Here is a 26,760-nt window from a genome sequence, read left to right as displayed (position 1 = left end):
CTCGATAATGCCAAGATTCGCACCCCATCCCGAGCGCAGGCCCGCGCTCGTCTCCGGCGCCTCCTCCGGGATCGGCGCGGCCACCGCCGTGGCCCTGGCCGAGCTGGGTCACCCGGTCGCGCTCGGCGCGCGCCGCGCCGAGCAGTGCGCCGAACTGGCGGACAAGATCCGCGCCAACGGCGGTGAAGCCTTCGCCCACCGCCTCGACGTCACCGAGCCCGACTCGGTCGACGAGTTCGTGCGCGCCGCCGAAGAAGCGCTCGGCCCCACCGAGATCCTGGTGTCCAGCGCGGGCGACATCGAGTTCGGACAGGCGTTCGCGATGGATCCGGAACGGTTCGTGCGCCAGGTGCAGGTGCATCTCGTCGGCGCGCAGCGCCTCGTGCACCGGGTGCTGCCCGGCATGCTGCGCAGGCAGCGCGGCGACGTGGTGCTGATCAGTTCCGACTGCGCGTCCGAACCGCGTCCGCGCACGGGCGCCTACAGCGCCGCCAAGGCGGGCCTGGAAGCGATGGCCGCGCAGATGCGCATGGAACTCGAGGGCAGCGGCATCCGCCTGTCGCAGGTCCGGCCCGGCCCACGCTGACCGGCATGGGCATGGACTCCACGCCCGAGATCGTCGGCCCGGTACTGGAGGACTGGAAAGCCTGGGGTTTCGCCAGGCACCCGTACATGCTGCGCGCCGGTGACCTGGCCGCCGCGGTGGTGGCGGTGGTTTCCACGCCGCGCGGCTCACACCTGGTGCTCGTCGAGGTGCAGCCCGAGGCGCCGGTGCGTCCGCTCGCGGATGACCCGGGATCGAACGAACAGTAAGGAGCGACGATGCGAGTGCTGGCCGATCTGGATCTGTGTCAGGGACATGCGGTGTGCCAGGACGAGGCGCCCGAGGCGTTCCACGTCCCCAAGCACGGCAAAGTGGAGATCCTCGATGCCGTCGCCGAGCCGCGAGCGCGGGCCGACGTGCAGCGCGCGGTCCGCTACTGCCCCACCCAGGCGTTGACGATCGCCGCGGAGGAGTGAGCGGAATTCCTCGCACGCGGCGGGTAGGCAGGGCGGGCGGGGACGAATACGATGAATCCGAAACCGGAACGTGTTCTAATTCAGGCGCACTGTCCGGCCCGGCACCTGCGGCGATGCCCGACGTCATGGAGATGATCCGATGAGCACAGCACACACCGACAAGGCGACGGGCACCCTGCCCGCCAGGATCACCGGGGAGCTGATCGCCCGGTTGACCAGCCTGGTCGCCGCCGACGGGAGCGCGGCGCCGTTCGAGATGACCGAGGTCTACACCGGCGCGCCGGTCGGTGCGCTTCCGCAGTCCACGCCGCAGGACGTCCTGCGCGCGTGCGCCGCCGCCCGGGCCGCGCAGACGGAATGGGCCGCGCGGCCACTGCGGGAACGACTGCGCGTGTTCGAGCGGCTGCACGAGCTGATCCTCGGTGAGGTGGAGACCATCGCCGATCTCATCCAGATCGGATGCGGCAAGACCCGTCGCATGGCCGTCGAGGAATCCTGCGACGTGCCCATGGTGGTCAGCCACTATCTCAAGACCGCGCGCCGGGTGCTGCGGCCGAAGCGGCGCGGCGGCCCGATGCCGCTGCTGACCACCTCCACCGAGCAGCACCGTCCCAAAGGGCTCGTCGCGGTGATCGCGCCGTGGAACTTTCCCTTCGCCATCGCGCTGTCCGACGCCATGCCCGCGCTGATGGCAGGCAACGGCGTGGTGCTGAAGCCGGACAACAAGACCGCGCTGTGCGTGCTCTTCGGCGTCGAGCTGTTGCACCGGGCCGGGCTGCCCCGCGGTCTGGTGCAGGTGGTGTGTGGTGAAGGACCCGATATCGGGCCGACCCTGATCGACAACGTCGACTTCGTCATGTTCACCGGCTCGACCGCCACCGGCCGGATCGTCGGCGAGCAGGCCGGTCGCAACCTCATCGGGTGCAGCCTGGAGCTGGGCGGCAAGAATCCGATGATCGTGCTCGCCGACGCGAACCTGGACGAGGTGGTCCCCGGCGCGGTGTTCGCGGTGTTCGCCAACTCCGGGCAGGCGTGTATGCACATCGAGCGGATCTACGTGCACCGCTCCATCCATGACGAGTTCCTCCGCCGGTTGGTCGCCGCCGCGGCGGAATTGAACGGAAAGATCGGCGGGGCCTACGACTACACGCCGGAGTTCGGCTCCCTCGTCTCCCCGCAGCACCTGGAACGGGTCGCCGCCCATGTCGAGGACGCGCGATCGAAAGGGGCCACCGTGCACGTCGGCGGGCAGGCGCGGCCCGATATCGGTCCGGCGTTCTACGAGGCCACCGTGCTGACCGGGGTGACCCCCGAGATGACCCACGCGACGCTGGAAACCTTCGGCCCGGTCGTCACCGTGTACCCGTTCGACGACGAGCAGGAGGCCGTGCGCCTGGCCAACGCCACCGACTACGGCTTGAACGCCAGCGTCTGGACCCGGGACTTCGCGCACGCCGAGCGGATCGCCGCCCAGTTGCAGGCGGGCAATATCAACATCAACGACGGTTTCGTCGCGACCTACGCCGCGAAAGGCACGCCATCGGGTGGCGTGAAGCAGTCCGGTGTCGGCACCCGGCACGGTGACCAGGGCCTGCTGAAGTACACCGACACGGTGAACGTCGGCGTGCTCAAGAAACAGGTGCTCGCCGCGCGGGCAGGTCAGCCCTACGACAAGCAGCTGAAGATGACCCTGACGTCGCTGCGGCTGATGCGCCGAACCAGGTTGCGCTGACGCGGTTCCCCCGCTGGAACCGCCGCGTCCGCAACGGTCACAGTCCCCGCCGATCCGGTAGCGTGGCCGTCGGGGTGGATCCACGGCATCGAGAACGGATACGCATGAGTCTTCGAGAAGTTCCGCTACGCACGCTGTCCGGCGAATCGACGACGCTGGCCGACCTGGTCGGCGACCGCGCCGTCCTGCTGGTCAACGTGGCCTCGAAATGCGGCCTGACGCCGCAGTATTCCGGTCTGGTCGAGCTGCACGAGTCCTTCGGTCCGCGCGGTCTCAGCGTGGTCGGCGTGCCGTGCAACCAGTTCATGGGACAGGAGCCGGGCACCGCCGAGGAGATCCAGGAGTTCTGTTCCACCACCTACGGCGTCGATTTCCCCTTGCTGGAGAAGACCGACGTCAACGGCGACCAGCGCCACGCCCTCTACCAGCAGCTGGTGGAGACCCCCGACGCCGAAGGCAACGCGGGCGACATCCAGTGGAACTTCGAGAAGTTCCTGATCGACCGCGACGGCAAGGTCGCGGGCCGCTTCCGCCCGCGCACCACCCCCGAGGCGCCGGAATTGGTCGCGGCCATCGAAGCCGTGCTCTGAAGCAGTCGCGCGAAGCCCGGCTCGCGTGGCGCATCGTCTCGGCGATGCGCCACGCGACGACGTCGGCGTCAGGATCGCCGGGTGAGGGGCTCGCGTAAGCCGAGGTGGTCACGCAGGGTGGTGCCGGTGTACTCGGTGCGGTAGACGCCGCGATCCTGGAGTTCGGGGACGAGCCAGTCCACGATCTCGTCCAGGCCGGTGGGGACCAGGTAGGGGGAGATGTTGAAGCCGTCGGTGGCCCCGTGGCGGACCCAGCGGGCCAGTTCGTCGGCGACCTGGGCCGGGGTGCCCGCGAAGCCGGAGCGTTCGGTGGAGGCGATCACCACTTCCCGTAGGGAGAGGTTCTCCGCCTCGGCCCTGGCTCGCCATTCGCGGGCGATGGTGAGCGGGTCCTGTCCGGAGCGGGGGGCGCCCCGGGTTTCCGAGATCGGGCGCGGCCGGGGGTCGTCCGCGGGCAGCGGGCCGTCCGGGTCGAGTCCGGACAAGTCGCGGCCCCAGATCTGACCGGCCAGTGACAGAGCGGTCTGGCCGGTGTACTGGCCGTTCTTCACCCAGCGCACCTTTTCCTCCACCTCGGATTCCTTCTCCGCGAGGATGATCTGCGTGCCGGGCAGAATTCGGATGTCGTCGTCCGGGCGGCCCGCCGCGCGCAGGCGTGCGCGGATGTCGGTGGCGAAGGCGAGTGCGTCGTCGAAATGCGTTCCGTGCCTGGAGAAGATGACATCGGCATGCGCAGCGGCGAAATCGCGACCGGCGGGTGAGTCGCCTGCCTGGAAGATCACCGGATGGCCTCCGGCGTTGCGCGGCAGCGTGGGGGTGATCGTCACGTCGAAGTGCGGGCCGGTGCGCACGACCGGATGGATGGCCTCGGCGCGCGCCCACGACGGGCTGTGCTGCGAGGTGGCGATCGCGCCGTCGTCCCAGGCGTCCCAGATCGCCCGTACCGTCGCGACGAACTCCGCGGCGCGCTCGTAACGCAGTGCGTGATCGAGGAATCCGCCGCGCCGGAAGTTCGCGCCGGTCCACGCGTTGTCCGTGGTGACCGCGTTCCAGCCCGCGCGACCGCCGGACAGCAGATCCAGGCCGCTGAGCTTGCGAGCCAGGTCGGCGGGCTCGTTGTAGGTGGTGTTCTGGGTGGCCACCAGGCCGATGTGCCGGGTGATGCCCGCCAGCGCGGCGAGCTGGGTGATCGCGTCGGGACGGCCCGCGATATCCAGTTCCAGGATCGAGCCGTCCTGTTCGCGCAGGCGCAGGCCCTCACCGAGGAAGAAGGCGTCGAACAGGCCGCGCTCGGCGGTCTGCGCTACCCGGCGGAAGGTTTCGAAATCGATCTGCGAGCCGCTGGACGGGTCGGACCAGATCGTGGTGTGGTTCACGCCCTGGAAGAAGACGCCGAAGTGCACTTGTGCGTCGGGGCGCGGGAAGTCGGTCACGGAAACGATCTCCTGACGATCAGCGTGTGGTCGCGTAGCGGTTGGCGGGGCGGGTCAGGCCGAGGTTGGCGCGCAGCGTCGAACCGGGAACAGGGCGATGCGCGACCCCGGTGCGCAACAGGGCGGGCAGGACCTCGCGCGCGAGCACGGGCAGGTCCTCGTCGATCGCCGCGACGTACAGCCGCACGCCGTCGAGATGGGCGCTGAGTTCGGTCAGCAGATCCGTCAGTCCCCGGGCCGAACCGGAGAACCCGAGTCGGCCCGGTGAAGCGGAGGCTTCGCCGAATCGCTGCGCGGCCGCAACACCGGAGACATCCAGGGTGACCTCGACCTCGGCGAAGACCAGCGAATCCCCGGCCGAGCGCGCCGCGGCCGCCGACTCGGCGGCCGCCGCGACGGAATCGGCGGCGACGAATCGGACGTCGACCGGGCCTTCGGCGCCGAACACCACCGGCTGACCTTGTGGCGGGCGCGGCACGATGGCCGGGCCCTTCACCGAGAAGGCCTCGCCCTGGAAATCGATGTAGTGCAGCTTGTTCCGGTCCAGGAAACGTCCGCTGGTGTAGTCGCGGATCACCGCGTCGTCTTCCCAGGAGTCCCAGAGGCGACGGGCCACCTCGATCGAATCCCGTTGTTCGCGAGCCAGGTCGGCGTCCCCTACTACCGGCCTGCGCCCCCAAGTGGCGGCGGCGCGCGGGTCGTCGACGCGCTCGGCGATCCATCCCGCCCGCCCGCGCGAGGCGTAATCCAGCGACGCCACCTGCGATGCCGTGTGAAACGGTTCGGCGTAGGTGGTGGCCACGGTGGGAACCAGGCCGATCGTGCTGGTCGTGGCCGCCACGAAAGCCGCCCGGGTCACCGCGTCGATGCGACCGGGAATGTCGTGCTCCGGCAGGATCGAGTCGGCGAACGTGGCCAGTGTGAATCCGGCGTTCTCGGCTGCGGTCACCCGCGCGCGCAGGGTGTCCGCGGTGAGCAGGCGGTCGGGTGTGTGCGTGGCTCGCCGCCATGCCTCGGGGCGGAACCCCTCTCCGTCGAGTTCTACGCCGAGCGCGAAAACGCCCATCCGACACCTTCTTTCGTCCCGCGAGCCACCGAGCCGCCGCCCGGAGCGGTGGCCAGAGCCGGACACGATCCGGCTCCGGCCACCGACGGCGCACCCACTGGTGAGGATGCGCGGCGGCGGCGGCGATTCGCGATGGTTTGACTCGCGATGATTCGAAGGTCGTCGAACGGCGGGCCCGCTACCGCGCGGCGCGGGCCGCGAAAGCCGCCGCCACCAGGACCGTGCAGCCTTCGGCGATCGCGGTGCCGCCCAGCGCGTGCGCCGCGCTGGTCACCGTGCTGCCCGCGAGGCCGAGGAACAGCGAGCCGAAGGTGGCGATCCCGACCACGATGCCCAGTTGCACGTTGGTCACCAGGATGCCGCTCGCGTCCGCGGCCGAAGTCGTCGGGACCTTGGCCAGCGTGCGGGTCATGAGCGGACTGAACGCGATGCCGTTGCCCGCGCCGCACAAGCCGAGCAGTGTCAGCGCGAGCGGACCGACCTGGGCGCCGTCGCGCAGCAGCGCGCCGAGGGTCACCATGCTCGCCGCGCCGAGAACCAGCCCGAGCGGGATCATCGCCGGGTGGAAACGAGCCGGGATGCGCTCCCAGTTCAGGCTGGCGACGGCGAAGGTCACGCCGAGCGGGACGAACAGCAGGCCCGCGTGCAGGGCGCTGTAGCCGAGCGTGCTCTGCAAGTGGATCGCCATGACGAACATCCAGCCGCCGAAGGTCGCCATGATCACGAACAACGCGACCGCGGCGGAGACCAGGCCCGGCGCGGTGAGCACCGCCCGCGCGAACAGGGGTTCGCCGCCACGGGATGCGACGATGCGCTCGATCACCACGAACAGCGCGAAGCCGATCGCACTGGTGATCAAGGCGATCCACGACCACATCGGCCAATCCAGCTCGCGCCCGAGCACCAGGGGCAACACCAGCAACAGCACCGAGGCGGTGAGCGTGGCCAGCCCGGGCAGGTCGAGCCGCCGCTCCAGACGCCGGGCCGAGGGCGGCAGTATGCGCGGCGCCGCGACCAGCAGCGCGACGCCGATCGGCACGTTCACCAGGAACACTCCGCGCCAGCCGCTGCCGAACAGGTCCGCGTTGACGATCAGCCCGCCCAGCACCTGCCCGGCGACCATGCCGCCGGAGATGATGGCCGAGTAGACGCTCAGCGCCCGCGCGCGGGCATGACCGGTGAAGGTGCGCTGGATGAGCGTCATGATCTGCGGCACCATCGCGGCCGCGCCGACGCCCTGGGCGAACCGGAAGACGATCAGCGAGGTCTCGTTCCAGGCCAGTCCGCAAGCCAGCGAGGCGAGGGTGAACAGCGCCAGTCCGGCGACGAATGTGCGGCGCTGGGTGAACCGGTCGCCGAGCCGTGCGCCGGTGACCAGCAGGACGGCGTACGCGATGACGTAGCCGGCGACGATCAGCTGTAGGGCCGCGCCGCTGGTGTGCAGCGAACCCCGGATGGAGGGGATCGCGACGTTGACGATGGAGGAATCGAGCACCGCCATGAACTGGCCGGTGAGGATGACGGCCAGGACGGCGAGCGAGCGCCGCGCTCCCAGCGCGGCGGGCGGGGCGGCCGGAGCGGCGGCGGGCGTCGTTGCCGCCGCCGGACCCGGCGATATGGTCTGTGTCATGCTCCGAGCATGCGGTGCGCCGTGCACCGGTAACAGGAGCCCGTTGACACTGGTACCGGCAGCACCAGGCTGGGCGTGTGCCGCAAGGGAATACCGGAGAATTTTGGGACATATCGGATACCGTGTCCGGTGTCACAGACGCTTACCTCCGCTATCGCCCACCCGAAGTATTTAGGCGAGCTAACGTGTTTGGTGAACGCGCGTTCCCGGACGAAGGAGGTCGTCGTGGCACTCGAAACACAAGGGGAGCGGCTCATGCGCCGCATCACCCGGCTGTACGCCGAAAACGACGACATTCGCAACGCCGCCCCGCGTGCGGAGGTCGCCGAGAAGCTCCGCGAGCCCGGCGCGGGGCTCGCCCAGATCGTCGAGACGGTCATGGCCGGCTACGCCGACCGGCCCGCCCTCGGCACGCGCGCGACCGAACTGCGCACCGACGAGACCGGCCGCACGACGCTGAGCCTGCTGCCGGAGTTCGACACGATCACCTACGGCGAGCTGTGGGAGCGCGTGCGCGCCGTTGCCGCCGCATGGCACGGTGATGCGCGCGAGCCGCTCCGAGCGGGCGATTTCGTGGGCATTCTCGGTTTCACCAGCAGCGACTACACCGCTCTCGACCTGGCCTGCATCCACTTGGGGCTGGTCGCGGTTCCGCTGCAATCCAGTGCGCCGGTCGCCCAGCTGTCGGCGATCGTCGAGGAGACCGCGCCGCGGGTGCTCGCCGCGACGCCGGAGCTGCTCGACGCCGCGGTGACGTGCGCGCTGTCGCAGGCCGGGCCGCAACGGCTGATCGTCTTCGACTACCACCCCGGAGACGACGACCAGCGCTCGGCGTTCGAAGCGGCCCGCGCCCGCCTGGCCGAGGCGGGCAGCTCCGTGCCCGTGGAACCGCTCGACGAGGTGCTCGCGCGAGGCAGGTCGCTGCCGCCCGCGCCGCTGTTCGCCGCCGAGCCGGGTGCGGACCCGCTGGCGCTGCTGATCTACACCTCGGGCAGCACCGGAACCCCCAAGGGGGCGATGTACTCCCAGCGGCTGGTCGCCAGGGGGATGGGTGAACCGGCGCGATGTCGCCGCGATCAACCTCAACTACATGCCGATGAGCCACGTGGCCGGTCGCGGGTCGCTGACCGGCGTGCTGGCCCGCGGCGGCACCGCCTATTTCACCGCCGAGAGCGATATGTCCACGCTCTTCGACGACATCGCGCTGGCGCGGCCCACCGAGCTGTTCTTCGTTCCACGGGTGTGCGACATGATCTTCCAGCGCTTCCGGGGCGAGGTGGACCGGCGCGACGGGCCGGGCGTCGACCGGGCCGCGCTGGAAGCGCAAGTGAAAACCGAACTGCGCGAGCACTTCCTCGGTGGACGCATGGTCATGGCGATCTGCGGAAGCGCGCCGGTGTCGGCGGAGATGAAATCGTTCGTCGAGTCGGTGCTCGAGCTGGAACTGCACGACGGGTACGGGTCCACCGAGGCGGGCGGCGTCGTCGTCATCGACGAACGGGTGCAGCGGCCGCCGGTGCTCGATTACAAGCTCGCCGACGTCCCCGAGCTGGGCTACTTCCGGACCGACAAACCGCATCCGCGCGGTGAGCTGCTGCTGAAGAGCGCCACCCTGATCTCCGGCTACTACAAGCGGCCGGAGCTCACCGCCGAGATCTTCGACGACGAGGGCTTCTACAAGACCGGCGACATCGTCGCCGAACTCGCCCCGGATCGCCTGGTCTACGTCGATCGGCGCAACAACGTGCTGAAGCTGTCCCAGGGCGAATTCGTCGCGGTCTCGCACCTGGAGGCGGTCTACGCGACCAGTCCGCTGATCCAGCAGATATTCGTGTACGGCAGCAGCGAACGCGCGTATCTCCTGGCCGTGATCGTGCCCACCGAGGACGTGCTCGGCTGGGGCGACGTCGAGAAGATGAAGACGGCGCTGAGCGAATCGCTGCGACAGCTCGCCAAGGACGCCGAACTGCAGTCCTATGAGATCCCACGCGATTTCCTGATCGAGCCCGAGCCGTTCACCACCGCCAACGGCTTGCTGTCGGGCATCGGAAAGTTGCTTCGCCCCAAGCTGAGAGAGCGGTACGAGCCGCGCTTGCGGCAGCTGTACGCCGACCTGGACGCCGGGCAGGCGAACGAACTGCTCGATCTGCGCCGCAGCGCGGTCGATCTGCCCGTGCTCCAGACGGTGGGCCGCGCGGCGAAGGCCGTGCTGGGCTGCGCGGACACCGATCTGCGTCCCGACGCGCACTTCACCGATCTCGGCGGCGATTCGCTGTCGGCGCTGTCGCTGTCGAACCTGCTGCACGAGATCTTCGATGTCGAGGTGCCGGTGTCGGTGGTGATCAGCCCGGCCAACAATCTGCGCGAGGTGGCGAATTACATCGCGGCCGTGCGTGTCTCGGGTGGACGAGGCGCCACGTACACCACGGTGCACGGCGGCGGGCCGCAGGTGCGTGCCGCCGATCTGACGCTCGACAAGTTCCTCGACGCCCGCACGCTCGCCGCGGCGCCGTCGCTGCCGCGCCCCACGGAGACCGCGCGGACGGTGCTGCTCACCGGCGCGAACGGCTATCTCGGGCGTTTCCTGTGCCTGGAGTGGCTGCGGCGGATGCACGACACCGCAGGCACACTCGTCTGCCTGGTCCGTGGCTCCGACGCCGCCGCGGCGCGCCGACGCCTCGACAGCGCTTTCGATTCCGGAGATCCCACGCTGGTCCGGGAATTCCGCGAGCTGGCCGCCGCGCATCTCGAGGTGATCCCCGGCGATATCGGGGAGCCGAACCTCGGCCTGGACGATCGGACGTGGGATCGGCTGGCCGACCGCGTCGACCTGATCGTGCATCCCGCCGCGCTGGTCAATCACGTGCTGCCGTACCGGCAACTGTTCGGCCCGAACGTGGTCGGCACCGCCGAGTTGATCCGCCTCGCCCTCACCACGCGGCTCAAGCCGTTCACCTATCTGTCCACGGTCGCCGTGGCCGCGCAGATCGATCCGGCCGTCTTCGCCGAGGACGGGGACATCCGCGAGATCAGCCCGGTCCGCGCGGTGGACGACAGCTACGCCAACGGCTACGGCAACAGCAAGTGGGCGGGTGAGGTGCTGCTGCGTGAGGCCAACGATCTGTGCGGACTGCCGGTGGCGGTGTTCCGGTCGGACATGATCCTCGCCGACCGGCGCTACGCGGGCCAGCTCAACGTGCCGGATATCTTCACCCGGCTGCTGCTGAGCCTGATCGTCACGGGGATCGCGCCCTTCTCCTTCTACCGCACCGACGCCGACGGCAACCGCTCGCGCGCCCACTACGACGGCCTGCCCGCCGATTTCACCGCGGACGCGATCACCGCCCTCGGCGCGACGGCCGGCACCGGCTTCCAGAGTTTCGATGTGCTCAACCCGCACGACGACGGCCGCTCGCTCGACGAGTTCGTCGATTGGCTGATCGCCGCGGGCCACCGGATCGAGCGGATCGCCGACTACCAGGAGTGGTTCACCCGGTTCGAGACCGCCCTGCGGGCGCTGCCGGAATGGCAGCGCCAGGCCTCCGTCCTGCCCTTGCTGCACGCGTATCGGCGACCGGCCCCGGCCGTTCGCGGCTCGGCACTTCCCGCGGAGAGGTTCCGCTCCGCCGTCCGAGCCGCGAAAATCGGCGCCGAGCACGATATTCCGCAGATATCGCGGGAACTCATCGAGAAATACGCGACGGACCTGCAATTACGGGGCCTGCTCTAGGAGTCAGGACGGCCTCGGCACGGCATCCAGCAGGGCGTTGCCGATCCGTTCGGCTTGCACCAAGATGTTCGTCTGCGCCGAGATGTAGTCGCCGATGCCTTCGTCCTGGGCGGCCCGCAGATACGGCGGCAGCGGTTGCTGGATCTCGGTGCGGATGACGTTGTCGAGCAGCGGCTCCATGTCGCCGCGCAGCGGGTTCCCGGTCGCCGCCTGGTTGTCGAGTTCGAGCCGGCCGCCGTCGGTGCTGTAGTCGTAGAGCTCGAACTCCTGCTCTCGCGTCGGATCGATCTGGATCCGGCCGTGCACCCACTGGGAATAGGACGCGAACTTCGCCTCGGCGGTGCGCACCATCGCGACATGGCCGGGGGCGTCCTGGTTGAACAGGATCGCGGCTTCCTCGATCGACGCCTCGTCGGTCGTGTGCGCGACCCACGGGCGGCCCGCCGCGCCCGCGTCGCGGCACAGCGCGGCGATGTCGAAGCGCCCGCTGAGATGTTCGTAGCGTCCGTCGCCGCGCCATTCGTTGCCGCCCGTGCCGATGGTGAGCAGCAGGGGAGTGAAGTCGACGCTGGAGGTGAGCTGGTCTCTGGTGGTCGTGCCGTCCACCGGGCTCAGGTATCCGCGCGGGTCGTGGACGTAGAGCGGCACCCGCAGCGCCTCGTCGTAGGCGGCGCCGCCTTTGCCGTGCAGGCCGTGCGAACCGGCGTAATCGCCGTGGTCGGAGGTGAACACGACGACCGTGTTGGCGGCGACATCGGGACGGGACTGCAAGGTGTCGAGCACGCGCCCGATCTGGATGTCGACCTGCTGCTGCGCCCACAGATACAGGTTGCGCATCTCGATCCAGGCCTGCATGGCTTCCGGTGTCCCGTAGGGCGCCACCCCGAACGCCACCGCCGAGACCTCGACCAGCGCCATCTGCAGGCGCGGCTTGCGCGAGAGCTGTTCGAGGGATTCGAAATTGGGCGGCAGATCGTTCATCCACCGCGGGATGTCGGCGTTGAATTGGTCGCGCCGGGTCCAGCGCGGCCACCACTGGATGTCGTGCGGGTTGACCAGCGACACCGTCGTACACCATGGCGCGGCGCCGGAGTCGTTGTGGAACCAGTCGGCGAACTGGTCGACGATCTTCGGGTCCGCTTGCAGCCCTTGCCCCGGCGCGCCGTTCGGGGAGGGATAGGTGCCGCCGTGGAAACCGTAGGCTTCCAGCGCGCCCGGCGTGCGATCCGGGTAGCTGCCGAGATGCCACTTGCCCCAGTACGTGGTGTCGTAGCCGTGGTCGCGCAGCATGGATCCCCACGTGGGGAACAGGGGCGACAAGGTCGACTCCGACACGACCATGACCCCGGTCTGCTGCGCGTAGAGGCCGGTCAGCAGGCAGCCGCGAGCGGGCGTGCAGTCGTTGGCCGCCGTGTAGTGATTCTCGAACGACACACTGCCCCGGCGGATCCGGGCGATGTTCGGCAGGACGGTGTCCAACGTCTGCTGATCGGGAAACCACACGGGCGTCCGCATCTCATCCACGATGATCACCAGGATGTTGGGCTTGTCCGGATCGGTGTCGGCACGCGCTCTGCCCGGAGCGGCTCCGGTCGAGACGGCGGCCGCGGCCGTCGCCGAGGTGGCCGCACTGGAGAGAAAACCCCTGCGAGTGAACGAGCTCGGCAATGTTCCTCCACGAATGAGTGATTTTCGTCGGGCGAATGGAACGCGGAGAATCTCGGTGCTGTCACCGTAGCGCTGCCCGGCTCGCGGTAGCCGCACTCCGGTGCGGACACGCCGCCAGGTGATCGCCGCAGGTGAGCCGGTCGAGGAGGGTGGAGCCCGTTCCGTTGGGGCCGGGACGCTTGCGACGGTGCGCAGTACGTCGCGCCAGCCGGAATCCGGGGTTACGGCAGGCCGACCAGATCGGCCATCACGTTCATGTGGTGGGCGAAGTAGTCGGCGCGGGCATCGATGATGCCGTTCAACCGGCCGAAGACTTCGAAGTTGAGCAGGCCGAACAGCTGGGTCCACGCCACGAAGACCCGGTCGAGCACGTCCTCGGGCAAGTCGGAGGACTGCTGCTCGATCAGCCGGCGCAGGCCGGCGTGCACGGGTGCGGGCAGCGCGGACGAAAGCGGCGGCGGCGTCAGTTCTTCCGCACCCGCCTGCGCGATGGCGACAAGCCGGAAGACCACGGCCGCGGCGGGGGCCACGGTGTCGTCCGGGGCGTCGTATCCGGGCACCGGACTGCCGTAGAGCAGGCCGTATTCGGCCGGATGAGCCTGTGCCCAGTCCCGCACGGACGAGCACACCGCCATCCACCGGCCGCGCAGATCGGCGGCAGGCAGCCTCGTGTCCGCGGCTTCGGCTTCGGCGGCGAGCGCTTGGTAGGCCTCCATGATCAATACGGTCAGCAGGTCGTCGCGGCTGGGGAAGTACCGGTAGAGCGCCGAGGCGACGATGCCCATGTCCCGGGCGACCCCGCGCAGGGACAAGTTCGCGCCGTCCACCGCCAACCGTTTGCGCGCGGCCGCCTTGATCTCCTCGATCATCTCGGAGCGGACGCGGGCGCGCAGTGACTGGGCGGACATTCCTCCCAGTGTAGGGAACAAAGAACGGATAGGAGAACGTCTGCTCGAAGTGTGAACAGTGTTCTTGACTCGGACGGGTGTTCTGCCTTAGGCTCGAGTTGTCAATGAGAGAGCAGTGTTCTCTATCAAGAACGTCAGACAGGTTGGAACGTCATGTCCCTGCACGTCGTCATCGGAGCCGGTCCGGTTGGAACGGCCACGGCCCAGTTGCTCGCCGCACGCGGCAGCCGGGTGCGCGTGATCACCCGGCGCGGTAGCGGTCCGGACCACCCGCTGATCGAGCGCGTCGCCGCCGACGCCACCGATTCCGGGGCATTGAACCCGCACTGCGAGGGTGCGGAGGTCGTCTTCCAGTGCGCTCAGCCGCCGTATCATCGCTGGGCGGACGACTTTCCGCCGCTGGCCGCCGCCGCGTTGCGGGCGGCGGAAGCGACCGGCGCCGCACTTCTCAGCGTCGGAAACCTGTACGGCTACGGACCGGTCGACGGCCCGATCAGCGAGCGGCACGCACTGCGCCCCAACAGCGTGAAGGGGCGGGTTCGGGCGGAAATATGGGCAGAGGCGCTGGCCGCGCACGAGGCGGGCCGCGTCCGCGCCGCCGAGGTGCGCGGATCGGACTACCTCGGCGCGGGAGCGAAATCGGCGTTCACCATGGTGGCGCTGCCCGCCGTGCTCTCGGGGCGCCGGGCGCAGTTCCCCGCCGATCCGGACGCCGCGCACAGCTGGACCGACGTCGGTGACACCGCTCGCACGCTGGTCGCGGTCGCCGCCGACGAAAATGCGTGGGGCCGAGCATGGCACACGCCGACCGCGCCGCCCATGTCCATCCGTGAACTGGCCGGACTGGCCGCGACGGTGGCGGACGCGCCGCCCGCGCGCGTGAGCCGGTTGCCCACCGCGCTGCTGTGGGCCGCAGGGCTGTTCGATCCCAACGCCCGCGAGATGCGCGAGATGCGCTACCAGTTCGATCGCCCGTTCGTGATCGATTCCTCCGCCGCGACCGCGGCCTTCGGCATCGAACCGACACCCACCGCGGAGTCCCTGCGCGCGACGATCGCCGCGCTTCGCGCGGAAGAATCGGCGAGCATAGGCTGAGCAACGCGGTCCGCAGCGACGTCGTCTCGCGCCATGCGCCGCCCTATGTGTCGGCGCTGCGACGAAAGGCGTCCCCGTAACGACTTGTCAACGGCGGGATCCGGTGTAGGTCGGCGGCAAGTCACGCCCTGGCCAGACGGTTCGCCAACCACGTTTCGATACCGCGAAGGGCGACGGCGGCCATGCCGGTCGGACGGTAGGTTCGGTCACAACGTTCGGTTGAGATCGCGGGCTGTAGGGGGACACGCCGCACGAGCGGTCCGTCGAGGTGTGCCGCGCGGATATCGGTGTGCGGGGCCGGAAAGACGGCGCCGGGGAAGCGCCCACTGCCCCGGCGTTACGGACTCGAGGAACGCCGGGGCCGGACCAGGCCGATGTCATAGGCGAGCACCACCGCCTGCACTCGATCCCGCAGGCCGAGTTTGCGCAGGATCGCCGAGACGTGGGTCTTCACCGTGCCTTCGGTGACAACCAGTTTCGCCGCTATCTCGGCGTTGGAGGCCGCTTGCGCGATGAGGGTGAGGACCTCGACCTCGCGCTGGGTGAGATCGGCGAGATCCGGTATCGCCGCTGCTTGTGGGCGAATATCGGCGACGAACCGATCCAGCAGCCTGCGCGTCACCCGCGGCGCGAGCAGTGCCTCGCCGCAGGCCACCACCCGTATCGCCTCGACCAGTTCGGCGGGCCGGGCGTCCTTCAGTAGAAACCCGCCCGCACCGGCGCGCAGCGCGGCGTACATCAGCTCGTCTTCGTCGAAGGTGGTCAGCACGATGACCGCGGGCCTGTGCCGGGACGCGGAAAGGCGTTGCGTCGCCTGCACTCCGTCGACGCGCGGCATCCGCAGATCCATCAGCACGACGTCGGGCAGTGTCTGCGCGGCCAGGTGTACCGCTTCCTCCCCGTCCCGGGCCTCGCCGACGACCCGGATGTCCTCGCGTGCTTGCAGAATCATCCGGAGCCCGGTGCGGACCAGAGCCTGATCATCGGCGACCAGTACGGTGACGGTCATCCCCGCCGCCGTCCGGTCTGCCGGGTGCCCGCCTGTCGCGGCGGCCGGTTCATGGCGAGCATCCAATCCTCCGAGTGTGCTGATCCGGCCTGCGGGCGCGTCAGTCCTTCACCGGATCGGCTCCCGCGTGCTTGGTCACCGAATCACCGGCTTGCACTGTTTTCCACAGTTTCCGGTCGACCCGGACCTTCACGGTACTGCCGTCCGATAGCCGGACGGTCAAGCGCCGGTACAGGTTCGCCCCATCGAACAACCCGCGCGACTTCTCGACAACCGTCCCCCGCCATTCCTGCTGTTGCATCGTCGACTCCTTGTTTCGCTGAGCGTTCACGCCGCGGGATCCCGTATGACGTGAATTCCAGTGTTTCCTGTCGCCGCGGCGGGAACATCCCCTTGCAGGGGTGTATTCGCCTCTGCCGAAAGTCGGAGACCACTGTCGAAAGGACTACCGGTCAGCGGGTGATGGCGTCGGCCTGATCGATGCTGCGCCGGATCTCACCTCGGGGGGCGTGCGGTCCGATCCGAAACCTGCTCCTCTCGGTTACGACCGGACCGGAAGCCATGCCGCGACGCGGAAGCCGCCAGCAGTGCGAGGGCCTGCCTCGAATCGTCCGCCCAGCTCTGCGGCGCGTCGGCGCATGCCGTCGAGTCCCCGACCGCTGCCGTGCTCGAGCCGGCTACCGCCGCCGTTGTCGGTGATCGCCACCATGAGTTGCCCGGCGACGATCCGGACGTCGACCTCGGCTCGATCGGCTCTCGCGTGGCGCAGGACGTTGGTCAGGGACTCCTGCACGATCCGGTAGGCGGTTTCGGTGACCATCGGCGCGACAGCGGTGCCGTCCGTCCCGTGCCGGTTCACCACCACCTCGATTCCCGCCCGCGACATCGACTCCACCAGTCTGTCCAGATCCTCCAGTCCAGGCGCGGAAACGGCCGGTTCCCGGTCGATCACCTCGAGCAAACGGCGTACTTCGCCGAGGGCTTGTCGGCCGACGGACTCCAGGGCGGCGACGGCCTCTCGCGCTTTGTCCGGGTGGGTGTCGAAAACGTCGTTGGCCGCCGCGGCTTGGAGCACCATCAGCGACACCGTATGAGCGAGCACGTCGTGCAGTTCGCGCGTGATGCGGGCACGCTCCTGCTGGACCAGACGCCGGGCTTCGGCGTCGCGCTGGGCGGATCTGGCGCGTCCCAGCGCGCCCCAGCTCCAGGCCAGCAGCGCGGCGCCGGACCACAGCACGGCGTGCGACCACTGCCCGGTGGTCCCCGCCGCGAGCGCGAAGAGCAACACCGCCGCGGCAAGGCCCCACAACGACGTGCGGGCCGGGCGCAGCCAGGAAAAGGTCGTCAGCACGATGAGGGCGATGCCCGGCCCCATTCGAACGTGCAGCAGTTCCAACGACGCTCCCGTGAACAGGGAGACAATCGTGACGAAAACCGGTCGGCGGTCCATCCACCAGACGGCGCCTGCCTGGCACACCACCAGCCCGATCACGAGGACGCGCTCGGCGGCCGTGGGCGCAACGAACAGCACTACCGGCAACAACGTGGTGACGGAGCAGACGACCAGCAGTACACGCCAACGCCGCGACAGCCGCATCTCGCACTGATCCTGCACGTCACCGACGCTACCGGGCCCGGCGCCTCGACCGAACGCCCACCATCAGCCACACGGCGAAAGACTCTGTGCCTCGACGGAACTCGAACGAGGCCGTCCGGTCGATGCCGCTCGACGGTCCGTTCCGATGATCCGGAGTACGGGGATCTGGACATTCGGGGCTCTCAGCCGGCGTGCAGGACGCGAAAGCGATCGGGTCGTACCGATTTGTGCACCGAGCTGCCGGACTCGCGGTGCCGATCAGCGACCCGGGCCCGGCACAGGGGGTGTGGTGCCGGTCGCGTGCACCGTTATGCGGGCAGGTGGCCGTAGCCGAAGATGTTGATGAAGTAGTTGCCGGGGATCAGTTGGTTCATCGCGTGCCACTGTCCCGCCGGGTCGCGCTGGTAGTAGCTCACCGGCAGCGAACCGACGTCGTAGCAGACGATATCGGCGGTGCCGAACGGGCTCCAATAGGTGCTCGTACCGGGGCGGCCGGGTTCGAGCGGGGTGGTGAACAGGTGACTGCACGGGGTGATGCTCGGTTCGTAGATCGAGGGCGCGGCCGCGGCGGCCGGCGCGAGGCCGGCCATACAGATGCCGCCCCATCCCACACACACCGCCGCGGTCAACGCGCGAGGGACAAAACGTCCCATGCCGGTTCTCCTCAATTATTCCGATCGGTAAGAGTAGTACACGATAGAGGCTGGAAGCGAGGGCCGGTAGCGCGTTGTCGGCGGGACGACGGCACCGTGAATCCGGCCGCCACCGGACGGATGCGGTGGGCCTGGACGCCTATGAGCGGTGCACCGGTACTACTCCTGCGCGGAAAGGTGCGGCGGAGCCGCGCACGATGGGCCTCGCGAATCGGTACTGACCTCGAAGACCGGGAACCTGCCTTCCGGGGGATGGGGCTGGAATCGCACGCGTACCGTCCGGCCCGAAGACGAGGGGATCTCCCCTTCGAGCGATGTATAGACCCACGGACCTTCGTCGAGTTCCACGATGGCGATCGTCAGCGGCACCAACCCGCCCTGCCTGTCGGTCGGGGCGCGATCCACCACCCGCCACGACACGACCGATCCGGTACCCGACGAGGGCACACGCTCCAGTTCGCCGGATCCGCAGGACGAACATCCGGACGCTATCGGCGCGAGCAGCTTGGCGCACCGCACGCAGCGGTAGATCATCAGCCTGTCATCCGTGCCCAGTGCGCTGCCGCTCCCGACGGCATTCGGACTGTGCTTCACGTGGTTGGTGTGCATACGAGCTTCTCCGGAACGATGCTGGCAACTTCCGTTCCAGACTCCCCCGGGGAGCCACGCCGAGCGACGGTGGAATGACCCGGGGGCATACCTGTTTTTCCCGATTCGGCTGATCGCGGGATGAGGGGCGGCACGGGCTCGGACGCCGGCCGCGCTGGATTCGCCCCCCAATCGGCGCTGGTCCCGAGGATGCGCGAATCCGCTCGGCGGGGCCGTAGCGATGGTCGGCTAGTCCGCGACGGGTTCCGGGGGCGCCACCCGCTGGTGGATGGTCAGCAGCAGATGATCGAAGCGGGTGCGTTGCTGGACCAGCGCACCGCCCATCGCGACGACGTCGGCGACGAGCTGCTCGGCCAGCGTGCGAATCTTGACATTGGTCTCCTGCGAGCGCCAGCGCAGCACCCGGAACGCCTGATCGGCGTTGACGCCGTAGACGAACATCAAGACGCCCTTGGCCTGTTCGATCACCGCGCGGGCGTCGATCACGTCGGGCAGCAGGTCGTCGAGGGCTTCCTGGAGGTTGCCCTCGAGCGTCTCGGTGACGTCGATGAAGTAACCGGCGGAGCCGACCACGGTGCCTTGCTCGTCGAACAGTTGGTCGCCGATGACGATCACGTCGTGCGTCTCGCCCTCGGTGTCGATGATCCGGTGGCGGGTGCAGAACGGAGTCGCGGTCTCGATGGCGTCGGCGAGAGCCTCGGCGACCCGCTGGCGGTCGTCGGGGTGCTGGTGGCTCTGCAAGAGTTCGGTGGACGGCTCGACCTCGCCCGGTGCGTACCCGAAGATCCCGGCGGCTTCCTCGGACCATTCCCACCGCTGGTCTGCGAACCAGAATCTGAAGTTGCCGATATCGGGGCAACCGCCGAGCATCCTGCGTGCAGTCTCCCGCTCGCGTTGTCCCATCTCAGTCACCGGTCCAGTATGGCCCGAAGACAACCCCAGGTCAGGCGGGAGGTGTGGCGTTGTGTGGCGCGCACCTCCCGGACCGGGGCCGCCGCATCGCCGGGTAGGCGCGAAAAGTGAAACAGGAATGGCCGCGAACCCGGTCTTTTGGTATCCCGAAGATCGGGAAGGCTAGCGTCGACAGTGTCGTCGCTGACGATCCCGGCGTGCGGGGTCGGCGTCCGGCAGCGCTCGGACCAGCGAGACAGGACTCGATGACCGAACCCGGCCGGCCGGGTTCAGGACGAGGAGACTACAGACCATGCCGAAAATCCTTTTCGTGATGACCGGGGCCGATCACTGGACGCTGGCCGACGGGACCCAGCACCCGACCGGCTTCTGGGCCGAGGAATTCGTGGTGCCCTTCGAGAAACTGAAAGCGGCGGGTTACGAGATCGTGGTGGCCACCCCGGGTGGCGTCGTACCGACCGTGGACAAGAGCAGCCTCGCGCCCGAGGCCAACGGCGGTCAGGAGAACGCCGACCATCGAGCGCATGTGATCGGCACGAGCACCGAACTGAACAACCCCGTGGACTTGGCGGGGGTGGACCTCGCCGACTACGCGGCGGTGTTCTACCCCGGTGGGCACGGCCCGATGGAAGACCTCGCCGTCGACGCCGACTCCGGTCGGTTGCTCGCCGACATCCTGGCGTCCGGCAAGCCGCTGGCGGTGGTGTGTCATGCGCCTGCGGCTCTACTCGCCGCCGAGGGAGAAGACGGAGCGAACATCTTCGCGGGCTACGCCCTGACCGGCTTCACCAACGCCGAAGAGACCCAGGCGGGCTTCGCGGACAGGGCCGAGTGGTTGTTGCAGGATCGGCTGGTCGCGATCGGAGCCGACTTCCGCGAGGGCGAACCGTGGGCTCCGAAGGTCGTCGTGGACCGCACTCTGATCACCGGCCAGAATCCGGCATCCTCCGGCGGTGTGGCCGACGAGTTGCTGAAGGCGCTTTCTTGACCACAGCCGACTGTCGGTCCGGCCGGTGAGCGGGCGCGGCGTGCGAATGCGACGGCATCGACGCCGCGCCCGTGGTCCGGTCCACGTACCTGTCAGGGGCGGTGCCAGGCCGGTGGCAGGCGATACCCGCGGTCGGACAGCAGCGCACGCAGAACGTCCGGCCGATCGGTGATCAAGCCGTCCACGCCGAGGTCGAGCAGGGCGGTCATGGTGGGCCGATCGTCCACCGTCCAAGGCACCACCCGCATGCCGCGGCGGTGAGCGGCGCGAACGAGATCCATCGTGGTGAAAGGCCGGTAGTCGGGGGCGGTGACGCCGGCGTTCTGCGGAGTGCCGTGCACTGGTGAGACCGCGGCGGCGCCGATGGCGGCCGCCGCCGCGACGTACTTCTCCTGCAACGATCCAGGGAAGTCGTCGATATCCATGCCGCCCAGCCACGGGGAGCCGCCGGGTTCGCCCGGACGCAACTTCGGCTGACCATCGGTCAAGACGATGATCGGCAGGTCGGGCGCCATTTCCCGCAGCCGTATGAGGGTGCCGAAGTCGAAACTCTGGATGGTGACCTGCCGCTCGATTCCCGCCCGGCGGATTTCCGCCACCACGACGTCCACGAACTGGTCACGCGGCGCGGTCTGCTCGGGGGCGGCTGCCTCGACCTTGGTCTCGATGTTCAGCTTCACCTGATCGGCGCGATACGCGCGCACCAGGTCGAAAACCTCCGCGAGCAACGGTATTCGCGCTCCCGGCGCCCTCCGCTGCTCGGGTTGCTCGGCCGACGGCACCGAGCCGCAGTCGATCGTCCGGACCTGAGCCAGGGTCAGATCCCGGATGTAGGTGGTTCCCGGGACATAGGGGAATTTCGGGTCGCCGGGAACGGCGGGTGTGGTGTCCACGCACTTCGCCGGATTCGGATCGCGATCGTGCGTGACCACCGCGTACCCGTCCGCGGTGATCTGCACGTCCAACTCCAGCGTGCTCACCCCGAGCTCCAGCGCGTTCGCGAACGCGGGCAACGTATTCTCTGCCACCAGCCCCAAACCGCCCCGATGGGCTTGCAGGTCGAACGCGGCCGGACCATCGGCCGCTCCCGGGGCCACGCCGACCGTCAGGACACCGGCCGCCAGAACCCCTGCCACGCATATCCGCCACACCGGCCCATCCTCTCGCCGGACGGTCACACCCGGGTGAAGAAGCGACGATCGGCGTAACTTCACCGCCGCCGCGGTCGGGACGCAGATGTAGTTTCGGGCATCCGAAAAATGGCGGAAAAATCGCCACCGGCCGACATTCTCTGTTCGGCTACGCCATAATGATGGCCGTTCAAGATCTCGCCATGTGTCGAGGGCTCGGTAGCAGCTCTCCTGCGGGGGAAGGCCGGGGGTACGTGAATCGCTATCGGATATTTCTCAGCTATCGCAGAGATGGCACACACCACTTCGTCGGCCGGCTTCGAGCCACCTTCGAAAAGGAGCTTCCGGACGATCTGACCTTCTTCGACAGGGACTCGATCGATGTCGGGGTGCCCTTCCGTGAGGCGATCGTGCAAGCCATCGCCGGGTCGGCCGTGGTCATCGTGGTCATCGGATCGGAGTGGCTCAGCGCCCACAACAGGAGCCGGTTGCACGCCCCCGATGACCCGGTACGCATGGAAATCGAGACCGCACTGCGTCTGGGGAAGGTGATACTCCCTCTTCTGGTGGATGACGCCCGATTGCCCCACCCGGGCGAATTGCCGCCGAGTATCCGGAATCTGCTCGAGCACAACACGGCAAGGATCAGGTCGGAGGTCTACGACGACGACACCGACAGGCTCATCCGCATCGTCGACGGTCTGGTCGCCCAATCGGTCCCGGATCGCAGGGTCGAGAGCGGTACCGTCTTTCCCGATACCGGAGAGAACGCCAGTCATTATCTCAACGTGGCGATCGCGGGCACAGCGATCCCCTTGTTCGTCTGGTTCGTATTCCGGGTGCACGGCGAACTGCGCGATCTGCTGTCGGTGCTCTTCGGTGTCTCCGTCGTCGCCGGACACTTCTACATGCTCAGCCGCGGCGACAAACTGGCGATCGATGCGGGCGGAGTCGAGGTCCGGAAAGTCGGCGTCGTCCACCGCTTCTCGTGGCGCGAAATCGACCGATTGGCGATTTATCCCACCGGCAAAAGTGTCTTCCTCGTCGCGCGCATGGTCGATCCCCAGGTGCAAGAGAAGTACAAGCAAACCGGCGGTTGGCCCCGCTGGGACGCGAGTACACGCCAACTCCTCATTTGCGATCTGAAAGTCGAAGCCTACCGCAACACCGGGGGTAAAGACGGCGGAACCTTCTCCTTCACCACCGACCGATATTCGGGTGGGAGCGAATATGTATTGGAATCGGTGAAGCGCTACAGACCCTACGGCGGCTTCGGTGGCCTACCACCGCCTACTCCGAACACGGATCCGATTCCGCGCAGATTGATCGGCGTGGCATTCGCTGTTGTGCTGGCCGTCCTCGTCACGCTCATGGCGGTGTCGGTCTCCCGATCGACGGATACCGGGCCGACCAGAAGCCGGCACGTCGGATCACGACCTGTGCAGACGACGACGCTGGGAGTATGGGCTGCCGGTCAGGCAGAGGGCCGCACCGAGTGCGATCCAGACGGCAAGGACGGTGAGGGCGTGGGTGGCGCCGTGGCCCTCGAAGAAGGCGGTGGAGCGCAGCTGGAGGATTCCGCCCTCGCGGCCGAAGCCGATGCGCAGGGTGGGGATCATGATGTCCGCTCCTTCGCTACAGAGGGTTCATCGACCTGATGGCATGGCAACGAATTTCCTGACAACTGGTGACGCAGATCACTTTGGTGGTTGTCAGGAATTCAGGGGCTGTCGCGTTCAGGAAACACGTGAACCAGACAGGAGCGAATCATGAAGCACCGCATCGTCGTTCTCGGAGCCGGATACGCCGGAGCCTTCACCGCCGGATATCTGGCCCGCACGCTGCACTCCGACGATTTCGAGATCGCCGTCGTCAATGCCGAATCCGATTTCGTCGAGCGGCTGCGCCTGCACCAGCTCGCCGCGGGGCACGATCTTCCCCACCGACCGCTGGCGGAGGTGTTCGCGGGCACCGGAATTCGGCTCCGCGTCGCGCGGGTCGCCGACGTCGACGTCGCGCGGCGGACCGTCACGGTGGCCGATGGCGAGGGCATCGACCGGATCGGATACGACACCCTCCTCTACGCGCTCGGCAGCACCGCCGCCGACCATGGCGTGCCCGGCGTCGCCGAGCACGCCTTCCACGTGGCCGCACGGCCGTCCGCGCTGCGCCTGCGCGCCCGCCTGGATGAGCTGGGCGAGAACGGGAAGGTGCTGGTCGTCGGCGGTAACCTGACCGCGATCGAGGCCGCCGCCGAAATCGCCGAGGCCCGTCCCGGTCTTCGGGTCATCCTGGTCACCAGCGGCGAACTGGGGGGTTGGCTGGGTCCGAAGGCGCGCCGTCACTTGCTGGGTTCCTTCGAGCGGTTCGGCATCGCGGTCCACGAGCACACCGAGATCGAGCGTGTCGAGGAGACGAAGGCCGTCGCCGCCGACGGCAGCGTGTTCGCCGCGGATGCGACCGTGTGGACCGCGGGCTTCGCCGTCCACCCGATCGCCGCCGCCAGCGGTCTCGCGGTGGAAGCCGACGGGCGGATCACGGTAGACCGTCAGATGCGGTCGGTCTCGCACCCGGATGTCTACGTCGCCGGTGACAGCGTCTTCGTCATCGGTGCGAACGGTCGGCCGTTGCCGATGTCGTGTGCTTCGGCGGGATTCACCGGCACGCAGGCGGCGGCCGCGATCGTCGGGGATCTGACCGGCCGCAAGATCAAGGCGACCGCGCTGCGCTATGTCGGCAACCACATCAGCCTCGGACGTGAGGACGGGATCTTCCAGCTTGTCGACGGTGCCGGGCGCGCGAAGGCCGGGGCCCTGTGCGGCAGGCCCGCGGCGCGAGTCAAGTCGGCGATCGTGGCGACCAGCGCTTGGGCCATCAGCCGACCGACCTACGGAATGCCGAGTCGCCGGCACCGCTCGGCGACCGCGCGAGAGCGCTCGCCCGAAGTGCTCACCGCATAGGGTCGGGCGCATGAACACCGCCACCGTGACGCGTTTCGAGGCCAGCCGGAACCGGCTGGCCTCGCTCGCCTACCGGCTACTCGGCTCGGCCGCCGACGCCGAGGACACGGTGCAGGACGCGTTCCTGCGGTGGCAGGCCGCCGACCTGGAGTACGTCGAGGTCCCCGAAGCTTGGCTGACCAAGATCGTCACCAATCTGGCCCTCGATCGCCTTCGTTCGGCGCAGGTGCGGCGCGAACGCGCCGTCGGCGCCTGGATGCCCGAACCGCTGCTCGACGGCGACCCGATGCTGGGCCCCGCGGAGACCGCCGAGCAGCGCGAATCGGTGACCCTGGCGGTGCTGACCCTCATGGAACGCCTGTCGCCGACCGAGCGAGCTGTCTACGTTCTGCGCGAAGCTTTCGCGTACAGCCACGCCGAGATCGCCGAGATCCTCGGCATCACCGAGGCCGGGAGTCAGCAACACGCGCACCGAGCCCGGCGTCGAATCGCCGCCGCAGGCAAACGCACCGAGGTCGATCAGGCCTCCGCGCGCCGCATCGTCGAGGCGTTCGTTGCCGCCGCCTCCTCGGGCCGGACCGAACGGCTGGTGGCGCTGCTGACCGACGACGCGACCGGCGTCTCCGACGGCGCCGCGGGCATGGCCGAGAAGCTGATCCGCTACCTGAACCCGGGGCAGATCGCCCGTGCGGTGCGAGCCGGCTTCAAACCGTCCGCGGCCAAACACAAACTCGCCGGCGGCTCTCCCGCTGTCCATGCCGCCGTGATCAACGGCTGCCCGGCCGTGCTCTTCACACTCGAGGCCCGGGTCCTGGGCGTCACGATCCTGGAGATCCGCGACGACAAGATCGCGGGCATACGCGGTATCGCCGCCCCGAGCCGCCTGGGCCGCCTCACCGAACAATGGCAGCGGCGCCGGCAGGATGCCCCGCTGATCGAATCCTGGTAGCCGACAAACTTGTAGGCGCGGCCGACCGACGGCGGCCGGCACAGGCGGCCGACCACAGCGAAACCTTGAACGAGCTGTCACGCCCAGTGGGCAACACCGCTGACGGCGGTAGAACGCGCTCTACGGACAGCGGGCCTGCGGGGGCCGCGCAACTCCCATAACACGCAACTGCCCGGGGTTCGCGGTCTGCGTCGGCGGTTGCCCGCCATTATCGCGACGTCCAGGGTGGTCGCAGCCCTACGCGCGTCGGTATGAACGCTGCTAGGCCGTGTCTCAGTAGTGGTTTGGGTGCAAGGCGCTGGGAAGCGGCGTCCGGCCGAGGTTGGGTGTCGTCCCCGTACTTGCTCGCGGGCAGCGGGCGCGGACCCGGCCCGAACAGTTGGGCTGCGCCAGAAGCGGGCGTCAACGATCCGCCACCCAAATCCGGTTGGCGTTGTTTTGGACCTGCACCACGCTGCCCCCAGCCGTTCCAGTGGCGCCCAAGCGATCTCCGTCCCAGACCGTGGTGTTCTCCAGCGGGGTCGTCGCCGCTCGTCCGCCGACGATGACATACAGGTCGAATCTTCCGATCTGCCCCGTCGCAGGAGTAATCAGGGTGATCCGGCTATCGCTGTGCACCGCGTAGTCCACCACGTCATACCGTTTGCCGTTCATATCCCTGAAGTACAGCTCGCTGGCACCTGCCAGGCCCGACCCGGTCACGGTGATCTCAGTGCCACCCCACTTCTTGGCATCGCTGGGACTCAGTCCTGTGATTACAGCCATTGTCCTGTCCCTCCTTCGATCGACTGTGAGCGCAGGCCACCGAGTTGCTCTGCTGCCGGGTAACACTGCGCTGACGCTGAAACCGAAATCACTGACTCAACCAGATTCCCAACTACACACCGGTCGCGGATTCACTCATTGCGGGTGAATCTGGCGATGCCCGCAGCCGCCACGACGGCTAGGCAGATGGGACCAGAATCGCTGATAGTCACGTCAAGCGGTTCCGATATCACCGAGCGGCGTCCGGCGGCATGTGTTACCGCAGATAGCTGGCCATTACTGCGCTGCGGTGCCGACGTGGCGGATATGTGACGCC

The 26,760-nt window shown here is 68.4% G+C and carries 22 protein-coding genes and 2 pseudogenes; 11 read left to right on the top strand and 13 right to left on the bottom strand.

Features of this window, described 5'->3' with window-relative positions:
• The first annotated feature begins 7 nt into the window (after positions 1-7).
• The 4 genes and pseudogenes from ON29_RS00650 to ON29_RS00635 all read left to right on the top strand — a co-directional run bounded on the left by ON29_RS00650 (position 8) and on the right by ON29_RS00635 (position 3,342).
• A pseudogene (locus ON29_RS00650) lies at positions 8-813 on the top strand (SDR family oxidoreductase).
• 9 nt (positions 814-822) lie between these two features.
• On the top strand, positions 823-1,020 hold the full coding sequence (locus tag ON29_RS00645; RefSeq protein WP_040864096.1) for a ferredoxin: 198 nt from the start codon (positions 823-825) through the stop codon (positions 1,018-1,020).
• Positions 1,021-1,159: 139 nt separating this feature from the next.
• Positions 1,160-2,752 (top strand): succinic semialdehyde dehydrogenase, encoded by a 1,593-nt coding sequence (locus ON29_RS00640; protein WP_040864095.1) that lies wholly within the window; start codon positions 1,160-1,162, stop codon positions 2,750-2,752.
• 104 nt (positions 2,753-2,856) lie between these two features.
• Positions 2,857-3,342 (top strand): glutathione peroxidase, encoded by a 486-nt coding sequence (locus ON29_RS00635; RefSeq protein WP_040864094.1) that lies wholly within the window; start codon positions 2,857-2,859, stop codon positions 3,340-3,342.
• A 68-nt stretch (positions 3,343-3,410) separates the two neighbouring features.
• Here ON29_RS00635 and ON29_RS00630 read toward each other — a convergent pair whose 3' ends face one another.
• From ON29_RS00630 to ON29_RS00620, 3 genes are all read right to left on the bottom strand, one after another.
• Positions 3,411-4,775, bottom strand: a complete 1,365-nt coding sequence (locus ON29_RS00630) for an NtaA/DmoA family FMN-dependent monooxygenase (RefSeq protein WP_040864093.1) — start codon at positions 4,773-4,775, stop codon at positions 3,411-3,413.
• A gap of 19 nt (positions 4,776-4,794) precedes the next feature.
• Positions 4,795-5,841 (bottom strand): LLM class flavin-dependent oxidoreductase, encoded by a 1,047-nt coding sequence (locus ON29_RS00625; RefSeq protein WP_040864092.1) that lies wholly within the window; start codon positions 5,839-5,841, stop codon positions 4,795-4,797.
• A gap of 178 nt (positions 5,842-6,019) precedes the next feature.
• Positions 6,020-7,471 carry an MFS transporter gene (locus ON29_RS00620; RefSeq protein ID WP_083863151.1) on the bottom strand — a complete coding sequence of 484 codons (1,452 nt, stop codon included), beginning with the start codon at positions 7,469-7,471 and terminating at the stop codon, positions 6,020-6,022.
• 255 nt (positions 7,472-7,726) lie between these two features.
• Here ON29_RS00620 and car point away from each other — a divergent pair.
• Positions 7,727-11,201 (top strand): annotated as a pseudogene (gene car, locus ON29_RS00615) (carboxylic acid reductase).
• Between the two features lie 3 nt (positions 11,202-11,204).
• Here car and ON29_RS00610 read toward each other — a convergent pair.
• Positions 11,205-12,869: a sulfatase-like hydrolase/transferase gene (locus ON29_RS00610; protein ID WP_051174735.1), complete on the bottom strand. Its 1,665-nt coding sequence runs from the start codon at positions 12,867-12,869 to the stop codon at positions 11,205-11,207.
• 221 nt (positions 12,870-13,090) lie between these two features.
• On the bottom strand, positions 13,091-13,777 hold the full coding sequence (locus ON29_RS00605) for a TetR/AcrR family transcriptional regulator (protein ID WP_040864091.1): 687 nt from the start codon (positions 13,775-13,777) through the stop codon (positions 13,091-13,093).
• A gap of 153 nt (positions 13,778-13,930) precedes the next feature.
• Here ON29_RS00605 and ON29_RS00600 point away from each other — a divergent pair, with 153 nt between their 5' ends.
• Positions 13,931-14,872: an NAD-dependent epimerase/dehydratase family protein gene (locus ON29_RS00600; RefSeq protein WP_040864090.1), complete on the top strand. Its 942-nt coding sequence runs from the start codon at positions 13,931-13,933 to the stop codon at positions 14,870-14,872.
• 337 nt (positions 14,873-15,209) lie between these two features.
• Here the strand turns inward: ON29_RS00600 and ON29_RS00595 are convergent, their stop codons facing one another.
• The 5 genes from ON29_RS00595 to ON29_RS36810 all read right to left on the bottom strand — a co-directional run bounded on the left by ON29_RS00595 (position 15,210) and on the right by ON29_RS36810 (position 18,536).
• Positions 15,210-15,881, bottom strand: coding sequence for a response regulator (locus ON29_RS00595; RefSeq protein ID WP_040864089.1), 672 nt, complete (start codon positions 15,879-15,881; stop codon positions 15,210-15,212).
• Positions 15,882-15,981: 100 nt separating this feature from the next.
• On the bottom strand, positions 15,982-16,182 hold the full coding sequence (locus ON29_RS00590) for a DUF7489 domain-containing protein (RefSeq protein WP_040864088.1): 201 nt from the start codon (positions 16,180-16,182) through the stop codon (positions 15,982-15,984).
• A 240-nt stretch (positions 16,183-16,422) separates the two neighbouring features.
• Positions 16,423-17,496 carry a sensor histidine kinase gene (locus tag ON29_RS00585; RefSeq protein ID WP_051174734.1) on the bottom strand — a complete coding sequence of 358 codons (1,074 nt, stop codon included), beginning with the start codon at positions 17,494-17,496 and terminating at the stop codon, positions 16,423-16,425.
• 290 nt (positions 17,497-17,786) lie between these two features.
• The gene (locus ON29_RS00580) at positions 17,787-18,131 is read right to left on the bottom strand and encodes a hypothetical protein (RefSeq protein WP_040864087.1); all 345 of its coding nucleotides are present in this window, start codon (positions 18,129-18,131) and stop codon (positions 17,787-17,789) included.
• Positions 18,132-18,290: 159 nt separating this feature from the next.
• A complete protein-coding gene (locus ON29_RS36810) occupies positions 18,291-18,536 on the bottom strand; it encodes an OB-fold domain-containing protein (protein WP_245548752.1) in 246 nt (81 codons plus the stop codon).
• Here ON29_RS36810 and ON29_RS36805 point away from each other — a divergent pair.
• Positions 18,481-18,660 (top strand): hypothetical protein, encoded by a 180-nt coding sequence (locus tag ON29_RS36805; protein ID WP_245548754.1) that lies wholly within the window; start codon positions 18,481-18,483, stop codon positions 18,658-18,660. The two genes, ON29_RS36810 and ON29_RS36805, sit on opposite strands and share 56 nt — an antisense overlap.
• A gap of 308 nt (positions 18,661-18,968) precedes the next feature.
• On the opposite strand, the gene ON29_RS00570 is transcribed toward ON29_RS36805, so the two are convergent.
• The gene (locus tag ON29_RS00570) at positions 18,969-19,643 is read right to left on the bottom strand and encodes a PAS and ANTAR domain-containing protein (RefSeq protein ID WP_040864086.1); all 675 of its coding nucleotides are present in this window, start codon (positions 19,641-19,643) and stop codon (positions 18,969-18,971) included.
• 301 nt (positions 19,644-19,944) lie between these two features.
• On the opposite strand from ON29_RS00570, the gene ON29_RS00565 reads away from it, so the two are divergent.
• Positions 19,945-20,640, top strand: a complete 696-nt coding sequence (locus tag ON29_RS00565; protein ID WP_040864085.1) for a type 1 glutamine amidotransferase domain-containing protein — start codon at positions 19,945-19,947, stop codon at positions 20,638-20,640.
• A 92-nt stretch (positions 20,641-20,732) separates the two neighbouring features.
• On the opposite strand, the gene ON29_RS00560 is transcribed toward ON29_RS00565, so the two are convergent.
• Complete coding sequence (locus tag ON29_RS00560) at positions 20,733-21,776, bottom strand: glycerophosphodiester phosphodiesterase family protein (RefSeq protein ID WP_245548750.1); 1,044 nt, start codon at positions 21,774-21,776, stop codon at positions 20,733-20,735.
• A 173-nt stretch (positions 21,777-21,949) separates the two neighbouring features.
• On the opposite strand from ON29_RS00560, the gene ON29_RS33530 reads away from it, so the two are divergent.
• From ON29_RS33530 to ON29_RS00545, 3 genes are all read left to right on the top strand, one after another.
• Positions 21,950-23,428: a toll/interleukin-1 receptor domain-containing protein gene (locus ON29_RS33530; RefSeq protein ID WP_083863148.1), complete on the top strand. Its 1,479-nt coding sequence runs from the start codon at positions 21,950-21,952 to the stop codon at positions 23,426-23,428.
• Positions 23,429-23,539: 111 nt separating this feature from the next.
• Positions 23,540-24,730: an NAD(P)/FAD-dependent oxidoreductase gene (locus ON29_RS00550; protein WP_040864084.1), complete on the top strand. Its 1,191-nt coding sequence runs from the start codon at positions 23,540-23,542 to the stop codon at positions 24,728-24,730.
• A 10-nt stretch (positions 24,731-24,740) separates the two neighbouring features.
• Positions 24,741-25,679, top strand: coding sequence for a sigma-70 family RNA polymerase sigma factor (locus tag ON29_RS00545; protein ID WP_040864083.1), 939 nt, complete (start codon positions 24,741-24,743; stop codon positions 25,677-25,679).
• A 402-nt stretch (positions 25,680-26,081) separates the two neighbouring features.
• Here the strand turns inward: ON29_RS00545 and ON29_RS00540 are convergent, their stop codons facing one another.
• A complete protein-coding gene (locus ON29_RS00540; RefSeq protein ID WP_040864082.1) occupies positions 26,082-26,444 on the bottom strand; it encodes an IPT/TIG domain-containing protein in 363 nt (120 codons plus the stop codon).
• Positions 26,445-26,760: the final 316 nt, after the last annotated feature.

This window comes from Nocardia exalbida NBRC 100660, from assembly GCF_000308575.1.
Classification (GTDB): Bacteria; Actinomycetota; Actinomycetes; order Mycobacteriales; family Mycobacteriaceae; genus Nocardia; species Nocardia exalbida.
This window is presented reverse-complemented; position numbering and strand designations above follow the sequence as displayed.

Coding starts and splice junctions, on each gene's coding strand:
- ON29_RS00590 (WP_040864088.1), bottom strand. CDS start 16,182: ATGCAACAGCAGGAATGGCGGGGGACGGTTGTCGAGAAGTCGCGCGGG.
- ON29_RS00595 (WP_040864089.1), bottom strand. CDS start 15,881: ATGACCGTCACCGTACTGGTCGCCGATGATCAGGCTCTGGTCCGCACC.
- ON29_RS36805 (WP_245548754.1), top strand. CDS start 18,481: ATGGCGATCGTCAGCGGCACCAACCCGCCCTGCCTGTCGGTCGGGGCG.
- ON29_RS00625 (WP_040864092.1), bottom strand. CDS start 5,841: ATGGGCGTTTTCGCGCTCGGCGTAGAACTCGACGGAGAGGGGTTCCGC.
- ON29_RS00570 (WP_040864086.1), bottom strand. CDS start 19,643: ATGGGACAACGCGAGCGGGAGACTGCACGCAGGATGCTCGGCGGTTGC.
- ON29_RS00545 (WP_040864083.1), top strand. CDS start 24,741: ATGAACACCGCCACCGTGACGCGTTTCGAGGCCAGCCGGAACCGGCTG.
- ON29_RS00640 (WP_040864095.1), top strand. CDS start 1,160: ATGAGCACAGCACACACCGACAAGGCGACGGGCACCCTGCCCGCCAGG.
- ON29_RS33530 (WP_083863148.1), top strand. CDS start 21,950: ATGATGGCCGTTCAAGATCTCGCCATGTGTCGAGGGCTCGGTAGCAGC.
- ON29_RS00635 (WP_040864094.1), top strand. CDS start 2,857: ATGAGTCTTCGAGAAGTTCCGCTACGCACGCTGTCCGGCGAATCGACG.
- ON29_RS00550 (WP_040864084.1), top strand. CDS start 23,540: ATGAAGCACCGCATCGTCGTTCTCGGAGCCGGATACGCCGGAGCCTTC.
- ON29_RS00565 (WP_040864085.1), top strand. CDS start 19,945: ATGCCGAAAATCCTTTTCGTGATGACCGGGGCCGATCACTGGACGCTG.
- ON29_RS00620 (WP_083863151.1), bottom strand. CDS start 7,471: ATGACACAGACCATATCGCCGGGTCCGGCGGCGGCAACGACGCCCGCC.
- ON29_RS00645 (WP_040864096.1), top strand. CDS start 823: ATGCGAGTGCTGGCCGATCTGGATCTGTGTCAGGGACATGCGGTGTGC.
- ON29_RS00580 (WP_040864087.1), bottom strand. CDS start 18,131: ATGGGACGTTTTGTCCCTCGCGCGTTGACCGCGGCGGTGTGTGTGGGA.
- ON29_RS00605 (WP_040864091.1), bottom strand. CDS start 13,777: ATGTCCGCCCAGTCACTGCGCGCCCGCGTCCGCTCCGAGATGATCGAG.
- ON29_RS00540 (WP_040864082.1), bottom strand. CDS start 26,444: ATGGCTGTAATCACAGGACTGAGTCCCAGCGATGCCAAGAAGTGGGGT.
- ON29_RS00600 (WP_040864090.1), top strand. CDS start 13,931: ATGTCCCTGCACGTCGTCATCGGAGCCGGTCCGGTTGGAACGGCCACG.